Genomic DNA, 14319 nt, shown 5'->3' with positions numbered 1-14319 from the left:
GTAATGACGATTTTGAGGTTGGTATAAGCTTATAAGGTCTCTATACGTATGACACGGTAATGATAATATGATCACAACGCCAGATGCGTCTGTTAGTCAAAACGATACTGTCAATGACGGTGTTAATGACCAGCAGACTGTCAGCCAAGACCACGCCCTTCGTAAACGTATTATCTCGAAATCAGTCTTAGGGCTGATTTCATTGTTTATGCTAGTACCGATTTTAATCGTGCTGCTGTCGTGGACTCAGCCAGTGGCAGAGATTTGGACACACATGGCAGACTATGTACTGCCGCAAGTGCTCAAAAACACGGCGATTTTATTGCTTATGGTGACTGTCGTTTCAGGCACTATTGGTACTGCTCTGGCTTGGGTTACTAGTATGTATCGTTTCCCTGGTCAGCGTTTCTTTTCGTGGGCGTTGATGTTGCCACTTGCCATCCCTGCTTATGTATTGGCATTTGTCACTATCGGCATTGTTGACTTTAGTGGGCCGCTACAGACAGCTTTACGCGATTCTGGTATTAGTACTGCTATACCGTCGATAAGGAATGTATGGGGCGCAGGCTTGATATTGTCGCTAGCGTTTTACCCTTACGTATATCTGCTCGCGCGTCAGGCATTTTTGTCACAAGGCAGGCGAGCGATAGAAGCGGGGCAGATGCTTGGTTTGAGTCGTAGCCGTGTGTTTTTTCGACTGGCTCTACCACAGGCACTGCCTTGGATTATAGGTGGCTTATTGCTAGCCAGTATGGAAACCTTAGCAGATTTCGGTGCAGTATCCGTATTCAATGTCGATACTTTTACTACCGCCATTTATAAGGCGTGGTTTGGTTTCTTTAGTTTGACCACAGCGGCTCAGCTAGCAGCCTTGCTCATTGGTGTGATTTTTATCGTGGTATTGTTTGAGCAGTATTGGCAAGCGAAGCGTGGTAGCTCACTTACCCAAGGTAGCAGCCAACGTTTCGATGCTAGCAGACCTGCTAAGCTGGCCATGACGTTGCTGTGTACGCTGATCTTTTTAGTTGCCTTCTTAATTCCTTTCTTGCAGCTCATCTATTGGACAGCACTTAATTTTCGCCAAGATTTTGATGCACGTTACATTGATTTTGTCACCAACAGCCTCATGATTGCTAGTATGACCACGTTGTTTATTGCCTTTTTGGCCGTTATCATTGCGTGGATTAAACGGCAGTATCCTGATAAGTCGACTAAGCTAATGACCACTTTAGCCAATTTAGGCTATGTCGTACCGGGGACTGTGTTGGCGGTAGGGATATTTATACCTATTGCATGGCTTGATAATCAAATGATTGCGTTTGGTATCACCTCACAGCAAGTGCTTTCTGGCAGTGTCATTGTTATGCTACTGGCATTATCGACACGTTTTATGACAGTGAGTTTTCAGCCAGTTGACAGACAACTGCAACGATTGACTGTCAATCAGGAGGCTGCTGCAAAATTACTGAGCGACAGTCCTTATCAGCGCTGGCGCCATGTGATGCTGCCTGTGCTTAGCCCTGGTGTATTGACTGCATTACTGATGGGCTTTGTCGAAGTGATGAAAGAGATGCCCATTACGCTGATGACACGGCGTCAAGGCTGGGATACGCTTGCAGTACGAGTGTTTGAAATGACGAGCGAAGGTATGTGGGGGCGAGCCGCATTGCCGAGTTTGCTAATCGTGCTAGTTGGATTGCTCCCTGTCTGGATATTACTGCGTCAAAGCGACAAACATAGCTAATAGCAACGAAGCTAATAGCAATAATTTGGCATAGGTTTAACAGCACATTCGTAGTGTCAACTATATTATAATTTGCTCTGTTTTATCGATGGTTTTACTTACTAATAGCGAACTGGTACCGTCTATGTACACTGATTCAATGAACGACTCCACAAATTCTAAGTCAGAAAAGGCTCGGGCTAGTCATATGCCTGTAGCAAAATCACCACTGTCACAAAATAGAATCAATCCAGTTCAGACGAATAAAACTGTAGAACAAAGCAATACCTCACAACAAAATACTGAGAAACATATCGCGACAGATCCTTACTTTAGTGTGCAAAATCTCATCGTAGGCTATGACGATTCTATCGTCGTCAATGGTCTATCATTGATGTTGGAGCAAGGCGAGATTGGTTGCTTCTTAGGTTATAGCGGCTGCGGGAAGACTACAGCACTTCGAGCTATTGCAGGACTGGAGCAAAGTCGCGGCGGCACTATCTATCTGAACAATCAACGCTTAACAGAAAAAACTGCTCGCCAATCGTTTGCAGTGGCGCCAGCCAAGCGTGGCATGGGCATGGTATTTCAGGATTATGCTCTGTTTGGTCATTTAAGCGTGGCAAAGAACATCGCCTTTGGTCTTAATAAATGGTCAGCTGCTGACAAAAAAGCTCGGGTGGCTGAGATGCTAAGTTTAGTTGAATTGACTGAGCATGCAGACAAACGCCCTAATGAGCTCTCTGGTGGTCAGCAGCAGCGTGTTGCTCTCGCAAGAGCGCTAGCACCCAAACCAAAACTACTATTACTTGATGAACCATTCTCTAATCTAGATGTGGTGCTGCGTGAATCACTAGCAATGAATGTCCGTGATATTCTCAAACGTACCAACACTACAGCGATTTTGGTCACTCATGATCAAAATGAAGCGTTTGCGCTAGCGGATAAAGTAGGGGTAATGGATAAAGGGCGATTGGTACAGTGGGCAAGGCCAAGCGAGCTGTATCATGAGCCTGTCAGTCCTTTTGTTGCAGAATTCGTAGGCGAAGGCGCCATGATAGACGGTATCATCAAAGAAGGTCATGTTGAGACTGCGCTAGGGAATATCTATCGCCGCATGGAAGTCTATGATGAATCAGGACAACCACAATATTGCGCGTATGATTATCCAAATGGCACACCGATCAAAGTACTCGTACGCCCTGATGATATTATTCATGATGATGACAGTACGCAGACAGCTTTGGTTATCGGACGTGTTTTTCGCGGTGCCAACTACTTGTATCGACTGCAGTTAGATGACGGACAGACTGTTTTATCCTTGGTTGCGAGCCATCATAACCATGCAATCGGCTCGCATATTGGCATTCTGCCTTTGCTAGAGCATGTCGTAGTCTTCGATGAAAAAGACATCAATGCCACTACTTGGTCAGAATACGATAGATCATCGAGAATGGATGAAGAGGTTTAGTAGTCTTCATCATTCTTGGGTAATCTTCTAAATTTACCGTTTAGCCAAAATGTGTAAATAACGGCCAAGCCATTTGTACGGCTCTAATTGTGAGTAGCGTAACTCCATTCTGATCACTGCATCTGGGTCGTTATGCCCGCCACGCTTGAGCGGTGCATAGTCATGAAACACTCGTAGACCACTGCTACGTACCGTCTGATAATCATGCGCTTTGAGCCAAGACTCGACTTCTTCTTTAGCGACGGGATGATTGGGTGTCAGACTTTTCTTATTGTCTGCCTTATAGTTTGTATTATCGAGTAGATTAAAATTTCCCATGATAAGGTTACGATAATCAAAGCTTGCAGGATTATAAAAGCACAAAGACAGCGCGCCATCATCTGTTAGATATTGATCAAAGAAGTCCATGACCGCTGCTGGTTCTGCCAACCATTCGAGTAGCGCGTGCGACATAATCAAATCAAACTTTTCTGTCTCTGTCTGAGCCAGTTTTTCTTCAAGCGCCTGATAAGGGCAGACATACCAAGTGATGTCTAGCTTTTTATCGATTTTCTCTGCGCTCGCTTTTGCCTTCTCAAGCATATTTGCTGATATATCATTGATGACTACACTATGACCTTGAGCAGCAAGTTCTATCGCAATTTGCGCAAGCCCTGCACCCACATCCAAGATACGTAAAGGTCGCCCAAGCGCCTCACTCATCTGCGCGCTATATTCAAAAATATCACGGCGTAGCACAGCCAATCGTATCTCGCCTTTTAGACCACCATACACTTTCTTTTCGAAATGATCGGCAATGGCATCGAAACTACGATCTGCTCGATCGTTTTCTGCTGGTATAGAAAGGTTTGAGTCAGGCTGGCTATCTTGATGTTTAATTGGCATAGGTATTAGATCAATAATTAAGAGGGTCAAATTAATAAAACTATTCAGTATTAATTAGCGTTTCAGGCGTCTGTTAATTACCCATTTAAAAACGACCTTCGCTAAAACAATAACCACAAATACCACGATAACAAACACCCACATACCATTGCCTTGTAGGTTTTCTTGATAGGCTTTTGACAAGTATGCTGATAAAGCCATAGCGACTAAAAGTGCTCCCCAACGGACATAAGGGACAGCGCGATTGTTATGGTTAGGAAAGCTAGCAACGTAATCGCTCGAAAAGCTGTATAGCACCATTGCTAAAATCCAAAAAATTGCAAGAATGATATCCATAATAAAAGTAGCCTGTTAGGTCGTTATGTAAGTGCTATAAAAGATGAGGTAGTGTAGCGTTTAGAATTTTTTTGTCCAGTATCACTAAAAAATAACCGCATTAAAGTGGTTTAAATCATAATGTGCTCATTAAAATAATATGATTTTGAAAGCTATTAGCTCATGACAAAGCAAGTTGTATGCATCGTTGGACTAGCTAAATATTCTAAGCATCTTAGTTGTTTGCCAATAGAGCTTATATGCAAACCACGTATGAGCTCTATGCTCAAGATTTTAGCGTTAAATTAAATGTCGTGTTGAACTGTAGATAGAAATATAAGTATTCATTCAGTTAGTCAAAATAAATCTTGTCGAGCCGTACTAAATGAGTATAGTATTTTTCTATTTAATATCCATCAAATACGGTGAATAAACAATGAAATCAATCAGCACAGCGCTACTCGCCCTAGTATTTGCCTTTACATCTATGAGCCAAGCACAAGCTCGAAATACGCCTTGTTCGGGTAAAATGGGCGGGGTGTCTCATTGCTCAGCAGATGGTAAGTTCGTCTGTAAAAATGGCAAAATCAGTCAATCAAAAAAAACCTGCCATTAGAATTATTTTAGCGTGTGTCAGTAATTCAAAATATCACTGCAAATGAACCGCCTAGCTTGATTTTAATGGTGGTCAGAACCCCCTAAATCAGCAAATTTGTGCTAAAATAGCTTCTTTTATTAAACATTAAAACTATCGCTATTTTCCTATTGTTTTGCACGTGTAGCAGTGTTTTTTTATGGTGTCTATTTTGGTCATGACTGCCCATTTATGTGGCAGTATTTTTATATGATCTATGGGTACCATAAGCGATGTGTCAACGTTAGAAAAAAATGTGAGTGAAGGAGTGTATATGAGCGAATCGGTCAGTCCTATTGGCATCGTAGATGAACTAAAGCAGTCGTATTTGGATTATGCGATGAGCGTGATCGTCTCGCGTGCGCTGCCTGATGTGCGTGATGGGTTCAAACCTGTACACCGCCGCGTGATGTATGCCATGCACGTGCTATCAAACGATTATAATAAACCGTATAAAAAATCAGCACGTGTGGTTGGTGATGTTATCGGTAAGTACCATCCACATGGCGATAGTGCCGTCTATGATGCCATCGTCCGTATGGCGCAGGATTTCAGCTTGCGCTATCCAATGGTTGATGGTCAAGGTAACTTTGGCTCGATCGACGATGATCCTCCGGCAGCGATGCGTTATACCGAAGTACGTATGACCAAACTGACCCACCAGATGCTCGCTGATTTGGACAAAGACACGGTCGATTGGGAAGACAACTACGACGGCTCTGAGCGCATGCCAAGCGTGATGCCAGCGCGTATTCCTAACCTATTGGTCAATGGTGCGACGGGTATTGCCGTTGGTATGGCGACCAATATGGCCCCGCATAATTTGACTGAAGTGATTAATGCTTGTTTGGCCTATGCTGAAAATCCACAAGTTTCAGCTGAAGAGCTGATGTCGCATATCTCAGGTCCTGATTTCCCTACGGGCGGTATTATCTATGGCCGCGCGGGCATTTTAGATGCTTATCGTACGGGTAAAGGCCGTTTGCATATTCGTGGTCGTTATCATATCGAGCCGATGAGCAATGCTGGCGTTAACCGCGATCGTGAGCGCATTGTATTTACCGAAGTACCTTATCAGGCTAACAAAGCCAAGCTGATCGAGCGTATCGCAGAGCTGGTACGTGATAAAAAAATCGAAGGCATTAGCGAAATTCGTGATGAGTCTGATAAAGACGGTATGCGTATCGCTATTGACTTACGTCGTGGCGAGACCGCTGAAGTTATTGTTAATAACCTATTTCTACAAACGCCGCTAGAGTCTAGCTTTAGTATCAATATGGTGGCACTCGATAATGGTCAGCCAAAACTATTGACCTTGCGTCAGCTTATCGCTGCATTTGTCCGTCATCGTCAAGAAGTGGTGACCCGCCGTACGATTTATGAATTGAACAAAGCCCGCGTTCGTGGTCATTTGCTAGAAGGTCTAACGGTCGCACTAGCCAATATCGACGAAATTATTGCGACGATTAAAGCGTCGGCAAACCGTGGTCTAGCACGTGAAAGTCTATTAAATAACACATGGGGCTCAGGTAGCGTTGTTGCGATGCTTACGGCTGCTGGTAGTCAATCGGTACGTCCTGAGTTTATCGAAGGCGAAGATCCTAAAGCGCCATTTGGTCTGATCGAAGGCGAAGAGCGCTATCGCTTGTCACTTGAGCAGGTCAATGCGATTTTAGATATGCAATTGCATCGTTTAACGGGTCTTGAGCAAGATAAATTGACCGAAGAATACCAAGACTTACTGCGTGAAATCGCACACTTAGAGTCTATTCTTGGCGATTTTGATAAGCTGATGGCGATTATCTCTAATGAAATGATCGAGATTCGTGATAACTTTGGTGATGAGCGCCGTACCGATATCATCGATTCACGTATGGACTTTAGTCGCGAAGATCTTATCCCTGAGCAAACGGTCGTCATGACAGTATCGCGTACTGGTTACGCCAAAACTCAGCCGATTGATGATTATGTTGCACAAAAACGTGGCGGTAAAGGTAAGTCTGCTACGGCAATGAAAGAAGACGATGTAATCGATCATTTAGTCGTGACATCAACGCATTCTACGGTACTGTGTTTCACTGATAGTGGACGTGTCTTTAGCTTACGTGGTTTTGAAGTACCAATTGCCAGTCGCGGTGCTCGTGGTCGTCCATTGGTCAATCTAATTGGTCTAAATAGCGACGAAACTGTTACAACCATACTACCAATTCCAAAAATTGTGGAAGATACATCAGTAGTAAGTGAAGTGTCAGAAGTAAGCAATGATGACGATTCGGTAGAAGATAGCAACCAAGCAGAGCCGCCTTTTGTATTCTTTGCCACGGCCAACGGTACAGTGAAGCGGGTAGAGCTGAAGCAGTTTGCTAATATTCGCTCGAACGGTTTGATTGCAGTTGGATTAGAAGACGGTGATAAATTGGTCAGCGCTCGTATCACTAACGGTAGTCAAGAAGTGATGTTGTTTGCTTCAAGTGGTAAAGCCATTCGTTTCGATGAGAATGATGCGCGTGCGATGGGCCGTACAGCTAAAGGCGTCCGCGGTATGCGTCTGGCTACTGATGAATTCATCAAATCATTAGTCGTTATCGAAGATGATGTACGTGAAATCTTGATTGCTTGTGAAAACGGCTTTGGTAAACGTACCTTCATTGATGAGTTCAATACACAAAATCGTGGCGGTGGCGGTGTGATCGCTATCAAGACTAGTGAACGTAATGGCGCACTAGTACGAGCGACCAAGGTTGACTCTACCGATGATATTATCTTAATCTCTGATAAAGGTACGTTGGTTCGTACCCCAGTTGAGCATGTCGCTAGCTCTGGCCGTAATACACAAGGTGTTACACTGATTCGTCTGTCAAAAGATGAAAAGCTGGTTGCCATGGCGCGTGTTGAGCACGAAGAGAGCGATGACGAGCTTATCGATGCCATGAGAGAAGACGGTACGTTTGATGTAGAAGGTCAGGAGCAGATAGATATTGATGCGACAACTGACAATACCGCAACTACCGACGTCGATGATGCGATTGATATTGCAAACGATAATAAACCAAGTGACAATCTATAATAGACTAACTATGCATAAGACGATGACGAGTAATAGTCTTGGTAATTAGCTTTTGAGTCTAGTCTCTTAGCATTTTTCTAGAAAAAAGCCTCTGACGTTATCGTCGGAGGCTTTTGTTTTTTCATTCTCATTTTTTCAATACTGTAAATAAGGTTCTATTTTTTAAGGCTGTTGTTATGCTTACGACCAATCAAACTTTTCAGGGAACGGTTGCTTCGGTATCATCGAGCTTTTTATTCTCGATGATGTTTTTGTTTGGACTGTTTATGTTGCCCTTAACAGGGACGCAGGTAGCGTCATGGCGTGTGCTCATGATGTTGCTCAGTTTGGTGATATTGGTCAGTTTGACTAAGCAGTGGCAACGTGTTTTTGATTATATAAAGACGCTAAAGACAGTCAAGGAATGGTTAATATTTATACTACCTGCACCAATCCTAGGTGGGCAGATTTGGTTGTTTATGTGGGCGCCGGTCAATGGGTTTGGTCTCGATGTTACGTTGGGCTATTTTTTATTGCCGCTAGTGATGATTGTGCTTGGTCGATTCTTTTACCATGAGTATATGAGCATCTTGCAATGGGCTGCCGCGATATTTGCAGCACTCGGTATCGGCTACGATATTGTTCAGTATGGTTCGGTCTCTTGGGTGACGTTGTTTGTATGCTTGGGTTATCCACCGTATTATCTGCTACGGCGCACCCTTTCTGTACCGCCTATTACAGGGTTATTGTTTGATTTGACGCTGTTGACACCAGTCGTGCTCATCGTGCTCTATATGACGGGCGGTTTTGATGTTGCGGCGCAAGATATCAAGTTCTGGTATCTATTGCCGCTGCTTGGTGCTTTTAGTGCGCTTGCGATGTCGCTGACGATGATTGCCAGTAGTAAGTTGCCAGTATCACTGTTTGGGGCGCTAAGTTATATAGAGCCGATGCTGTTATTTGTGTTGTCTATCACGATTCTGAGTCAAAGCCTTGAAGAAGGTGGTTCGCTCTTTATGTACGGCATGATTACCCTTGCGCTACTGGTTATGATGGCTGATAGCATAAAAGGCTATCTCGTTCGTCAGCGTAATGATCGCTTGCATGGTTATAGAGAGCTTCAGATTGGCGGCTTTCCTCCGCGTCGTCATTTTATCAATCAGCGTATCGATGGCGTGCTAAAAGCCCATCGTTTTCGTAAGATTCGTCGTTACCAAAAGAAGATGGATAAGATACAGCAAAAAATCGAACAACTTGATGCAAAATAAGCACTTACCTGCATTAAATTTACTCAATTTAAAAGTTTAGACACTAGATGAACAGTGGCATTGCTTATTCATTCTGACTTTGACATAATGCCGACCATGATGTAAGCCTAATACATCAAAAGCGTTCAACTTAGATTGCGCGACGACCTTATATGCAAAAGCCTCAGACGTTCTCGTCTGAGGCTTTTGTTTTTTTTAAAAATTGCCATGGATGTGCCCCAATCTTTAAAGGCTGTTGTGATGCTGACTACTAACCAAACCTCGCAGGGTACAATCACTGCTGTCGCTGCAAATTTTTTATACTCATTACTGTTCTTATTTGGTCTACTGCTGCAACCATTATCAGGTACGCAAGTCGCTTCGTGGCGCGTGCTGACAATGTTTTTTAGTCTCGTGCTGCTGGTCAGCGTATTAAAGCAGTGGCAGCACATTTTCGATTATCTAAAAACACTAAAGAACGCAAAAGAGTGGTTTTTATTTATATTACCCACACCGATTTTGGGCGCGCAAATCTGGATATTTATGTGGGCGCCAGTCAATGGTTTGGGACTTGAGGTAACGTTGGGTTATTTCCTATATCCGATGATTATGATCGTTGTCGGCAGGTTCTTTTACAACGAAGACATGAGCTTACTTCAGTGGGCTGCTATCGTATGTGCAGGTCTCGGTATCGCTTACGATATTTTTGAGTATGGCGCTATTTCTTGGGCGACTTTATTTGTTTGCTTGGGTTATCCTCCTTATTATCTACTGCGTCGCAAGTTGGCAGTACCGCCTATTACTGGTCTGATTTCAGACCTTGTATTGTTGTTACCAGTGGTATTGGTCGCGCTGTATATGAATGGTGGTTTTGAAGTAGCAATCACCAACCACAAGCTTTGGTATCTGCTGCCGCTATTAGGCATTATTAGTACTGCTGCAATGTCACTGACAATGGTAGCCAGTCAGAAGCTGCCTGTCTCACTGTTTGGGACTTTATGCTACCTTGAGCCGATATTCTTGTTTATCTTCTCAATCGCAATTTTAGATCGTAATTTACATGATGGTGGCTCCATGCTGATGTACAGCATGATTTTCATCGCACTGCTAATTATGATTGCTGATAGCGCGTTGGGCTATATGGCGCGTAAACGTGAAGACCGCTTACACGGCTACAATGAGCCACAAGTGGGCAGTTTTCCACCTCGTCGCCGCCTGAAAAATCGCCGTATCAAAGGCGTGCTAATCGCGCATCGATTCCGTCAGATCAAAAAATATCAGCAAAAGATAGATAAAATGACGCGCAAGATTGAAGCATTGCATTTAGATTGATGTCAAAAAGTACACCGTCTTAGATAGTATCGATTCGGTAGGCATAGTTTTCCATCATGTCTGCCAACTCACAGTATTAAAGAAGTAGAAATTACGCTATTATCGAGAGCAGTAGTGCCGCGATTGAGTGAACATATGGCGCTATATCTGAGATATTATGGCTGATTTACTACAATATATAACTAGGACGGTTTATGTTACATCTTCATCATTTAGCAAACTCGCGCTCGTTTCGTATTATCTGGCTGTTGGAAGAGCTCGGCGCGGATTATAAATTGACTTGCTATGAGCGCAACAAGGCATACCGTGCTCCTGATAGCTTAAAGCAAGTGCATCCGATTGGTAATGCACCGATACTAGAAGCGGACGATCGTGTGCTGATTGAGTCAGGGTTTATCATTGAATATCTGATTAAGCACTACGATAAAGAAAAGCAGTTCAAACCTGACGATAATAACGAAGCAGCGTGGGAAGCTTATACGTTTTGGCTACACTTTGCAGAGGCTTCATTGATGCCACTGTTGGTCATGCGTTTGGTATTCACAAAAGTAGTGTCTCAGTCGCCGATGCTAATCAAACCTATCAGCAAAAAAATCCAAGGTCAGATTGAAAAAAACATGATCAGTAGCGGTTTGGAGAAGATGCTAGATATGATGGAGCGTCATCTACATGAAAACCATTGGTTTGCAGGTAGTGAATTTAGCGCCGCTGATATTCAAATGCATCTTGCAGTCTTGGGTGCCAATGCTGGTGCAGGTTTAGATCAGAGTAAATATACCAATCTTTTGAACTGGCTCAAACGCTGCGAAGAGCGAGATGCCTTTAAGCGAGCAGAAAAAAAGGGCGGCCGTCTGAATTTTTAGAGGATACTGGTATAATCCTCTCTCAACGCTTAAGTAGCCATGTAGACCAAAGGCTTTGTTTATGAATAAACAAAGCCTTTTTTAGGATAATGTTATGACAGATCTAAATACCTCGAATAAAGACCATCTGAAACAAGATAGCCTAGATAAAGACGATAATCAGTCAGCAACTCAAACGTCACTTAATAAGCAAGATACCAGTATGCAAGAAAATAATAGACAACAGATTAATAGCCAGCAAGTCTCTATCAAGTCGTGGTCACAGAAAATTCTGGTGGTAATTCTGTGTGCAGCGAGCTTTTATGGTGGCTGGAAATCTTACGAATCGAATATGGTAAATGAGTGCACTGCCAATGGTGGGCAAATGATTGAAGGTCAAAAGACCATGATATGCCAACTGTCGTAGCTAGGGCATACTCTTCGTTTATTCTACTTCTGTAATCGTTTTAGAGTGAAGAGACGCTCTCGTACTTCTCAGAAAGTACTCCTGATAAATAAAAGGCATCATTATGCTAAAGCTAACCTTTTTAGGTACCTCTGCAGGTGTACCGACCAAACAGCGTAATGTGACTGCACTGGCAATAGAGTGTCTGAATCCACATACCTCTGGCGTACAGCAAGGAAGTCGTCAACAGAATAATCAGAGTAAGAAATCGCGTCCATGGGTGCTGATTGATTGCGGAGAGGGCACGCAGCAGCAGTTGCTACATACTAAGCTTTCATTACATCAATTGGCTGCTATCTGCATCACTCATGTGCATGGTGATCATTGCTATGGTCTACCAGGGTTGCTAGCTAGTGCTGCTATGTCAGGACGCCGTGAACCATTAACTTTGATTGCCCCAAAAGCGATTGCTACTTTGCTTGATGCCATTACCTTAACCACGGAATTGTATTTACCTTTTGCTCTTAATTTTGTAGCGATTGAAGAGGTGTTAGCTGAGCAAGGTGATACGAACAAAGTCAACATTAGCTTAAGCGACCAACATCAGCTTGATATTGATATTACGCGGCTATCACATCGGGTTGCTTCTAATGCCTTTGGTATTACTCAGACTATTAGCCGCCGCCTCCTTAATACAGATAAGCTTGTGGCAGATGGTATTCCAGCCAGTGCGCTGTGGGGCAAGTTACAGCAAGGCGAAGATGTCACGACTGAGGATAATAGACAATTGCACTCAGTAGACTATGTTGATGAGGAAATACAGCGGACGCGAATAGTGGTGGCAGGAGACAATGATACGCCAAATTTGTTAAGCGAAGCCGTTATCAATGCGGATTTATTGGTGCATGAAGCCACTTATACGCATGAGGTCATGATGGCTATTCAAGCCAGAAACCCTGACTATGACCCAATGCATAGCAGTGCGTATGTGGTGGGCACATTCGCGCAAAAGATGAACCTGAAAAACATCATTTTGACCCACTTTAGCGCCCGTTATCAGGGTTTTGATAATCCTAATAGCAAGACACCAAACATGGCAAATATTCGTTTAGATGCTGAGAACATTTATAAAGATAATCTTTGGTTAGCAGTAGATTTTGACCAATATATGGTCGATGGTGCAGTTGAATTAGTAAGCAATCAAGAGGGCAGTCAAGAAGAGAGTCGCGTGCAGTATATAGGCTCTGCACGCAGTGATTAGATATGGCTAAGCTTAGATATGATTTAGCGTTAGATATGACCTAGCGCTTACTGTCTTCGATAGCCAATTGTGTTTTACCACTCCAAAAACGGCTAAATTGATAAGCGACTCGTCCTGAGCGACCACCACGTTCTGAGGCCCAACGTAGCGCATCCTTTCTGATCTTATCAGGCATAGACTGACTTTCCAAAATGTCCTTAGCATCAATATCCATATCAGCTGAGATTTTTTGCTGCTCTAAATTTAGATAGTGCTGAACGATTTGCAAATAAGTCTGCTGATCCATAGGGTGGAAGGTGAGGGACAAACCGAATCGATCTGATAATGACACGGTCTCATCAATAGCTTCATAGGGATTGACTTCATCCGTCTGCCCATTATAAATATCGACATTGTCTTTCATCATCTGCGGTAGCAAGCGACGGCGATTACTGGTGGCGTAGACCAGTAGTTTGTCTTGCTCAGAGTCTAGCGAGCCATCGAGCACGCTCTTTAGCGCACGATAGCTTTCGTCTTGACCATTAAAAGCGAGGTCATCACAGTATACGATATAGCGGCAATGACAATCTGCTGGTAGAGCATTAATAGCAGCACGAATCTTATCCAATACTTGCAGATCATCGCGGGCAACTTCAATAATACGTAAGCCTTCACTATGATGGGCTTGTAGCAAAGCGCGAATCAATGATGACTTACCAGCACCGCGTGTGCCTGACATCAATACATGGTTGGCAGGATAACCTTTAATAAACTGACGGGTGTTTTGTACCAGTTTCGACTTTTGCGTATCGATACCATGCAAGTCATCTAAGCTCAAAAATAAATTGACCGACAAAGTCTGCAGGTGACCAGTGCGTCCACCAACCCAGCGATAAGCAAGCTGGCTCGGATCGATTTCAATAGTTGGTGTGACTCGCTCTTGTATGTACTGACTGAGTAAGTCTAACAAAGGTGCGGGTAGGGCATAAGTGGGTTGATCAGATGGCGTGGTTGGGATAGTTGGTTGTGACATAGTGGCTCTAGCATTAAGGTTGTCTTTAATACCATACCCAAAAATACAATTAACGCTGCTGAAATTTCAGTGCCTACAATCTTAGTACCTATTAATCGTAGTACTTGTAATCATTATTCGCGTTATTATTATCTTTGGAAATGAT

At 43.4% G+C, this 14319-nt stretch carries 12 protein-coding genes; 9 read left to right on the top strand and 3 right to left on the bottom strand.

What is annotated here, in order from left to right:
* The first annotated feature begins 67 nt into the window (after positions 1-67).
* Both ACQKC9_RS05480 and ACQKC9_RS05475 read left to right on the top strand, forming a co-directional pair.
* Positions 68-1744, top strand: a complete 1677-nt coding sequence (locus ACQKC9_RS05480; protein WP_427620822.1) for an ABC transporter permease — start codon at positions 68-70, stop codon at positions 1742-1744.
* Between the two features lie 124 nt (positions 1745-1868).
* Complete coding sequence (locus tag ACQKC9_RS05475) at positions 1869-3194, top strand: ABC transporter ATP-binding protein (RefSeq protein ID WP_427620821.1); 1326 nt, start codon at positions 1869-1871, stop codon at positions 3192-3194.
* Positions 3195-3227: 33 nt separating this feature from the next.
* Here ACQKC9_RS05475 and ACQKC9_RS05470 read toward each other — a convergent pair whose 3' ends face one another.
* Both ACQKC9_RS05470 and ACQKC9_RS05465 read right to left on the bottom strand, forming a co-directional pair.
* Complete coding sequence (locus ACQKC9_RS05470) at positions 3228-4079, bottom strand: methyltransferase domain-containing protein (RefSeq protein ID WP_427620820.1); 852 nt, start codon at positions 4077-4079, stop codon at positions 3228-3230.
* Positions 4080-4133: 54 nt separating this feature from the next.
* Positions 4134-4415 (bottom strand): hypothetical protein, encoded by a 282-nt coding sequence (locus ACQKC9_RS05465; RefSeq protein ID WP_427620818.1) that lies wholly within the window; start codon positions 4413-4415, stop codon positions 4134-4136.
* Between the two features lie 415 nt (positions 4416-4830).
* On the opposite strand from ACQKC9_RS05465, the gene ACQKC9_RS05460 reads away from it, so the two are divergent.
* The 7 genes from ACQKC9_RS05460 (at position 4831) to ACQKC9_RS05430 (ending at position 13162) form a co-directional block, all read left to right on the top strand.
* The gene (locus ACQKC9_RS05460; RefSeq protein ID WP_201605401.1) at positions 4831-5010 is read left to right on the top strand and encodes a hypothetical protein; all 180 of its coding nucleotides are present in this window, start codon (positions 4831-4833) and stop codon (positions 5008-5010) included.
* Positions 5011-5302: 292 nt separating this feature from the next.
* Positions 5303-8095, top strand: a complete 2793-nt coding sequence (gyrA, locus tag ACQKC9_RS05455; protein WP_427620816.1) for a DNA gyrase subunit A — start codon at positions 5303-5305, stop codon at positions 8093-8095.
* A gap of 176 nt (positions 8096-8271) precedes the next feature.
* Entirely contained in the window at positions 8272-9342 is a 1071-nt protein-coding gene (gene rarD, locus ACQKC9_RS05450; protein WP_427620815.1) for an EamA family transporter RarD, read from the top strand.
* A 240-nt stretch (positions 9343-9582) separates the two neighbouring features.
* Entirely contained in the window at positions 9583-10653 is a 1071-nt protein-coding gene (gene rarD / locus ACQKC9_RS05445) for an EamA family transporter RarD (RefSeq protein WP_057759099.1), read from the top strand.
* A gap of 194 nt (positions 10654-10847) precedes the next feature.
* Positions 10848-11516, top strand: a complete 669-nt coding sequence (locus ACQKC9_RS05440; RefSeq protein ID WP_057759100.1) for a glutathione S-transferase — start codon at positions 10848-10850, stop codon at positions 11514-11516.
* Between the two features lie 94 nt (positions 11517-11610).
* Entirely contained in the window at positions 11611-11922 is a 312-nt protein-coding gene (locus ACQKC9_RS05435; protein ID WP_335731483.1) for a hypothetical protein, read from the top strand.
* Between the two features lie 103 nt (positions 11923-12025).
* Positions 12026-13162, top strand: a complete 1137-nt coding sequence (locus ACQKC9_RS05430; RefSeq protein ID WP_427620813.1) for a ribonuclease Z — start codon at positions 12026-12028, stop codon at positions 13160-13162.
* Positions 13163-13202: 40 nt separating this feature from the next.
* Here the strand turns inward: ACQKC9_RS05430 and ACQKC9_RS05425 are convergent, their stop codons facing one another.
* Positions 13203-14174 carry an ATP-binding protein gene (locus ACQKC9_RS05425; protein WP_427620812.1) on the bottom strand — a complete coding sequence of 324 codons (972 nt, stop codon included), beginning with the start codon at positions 14172-14174 and terminating at the stop codon, positions 13203-13205.
* Positions 14175-14319: the final 145 nt, after the last annotated feature.

Origin of the sequence: Psychrobacter sp. NPDC078409, from assembly GCF_050268505.1 — a bacterium.
Lineage (GTDB): Bacteria > Pseudomonadota > Gammaproteobacteria > Pseudomonadales > Moraxellaceae > Psychrobacter.
The sequence above is the reverse complement of the archived record's forward strand: the minus strand, read 5'-3'. Positions and strand labels throughout refer to the sequence as shown.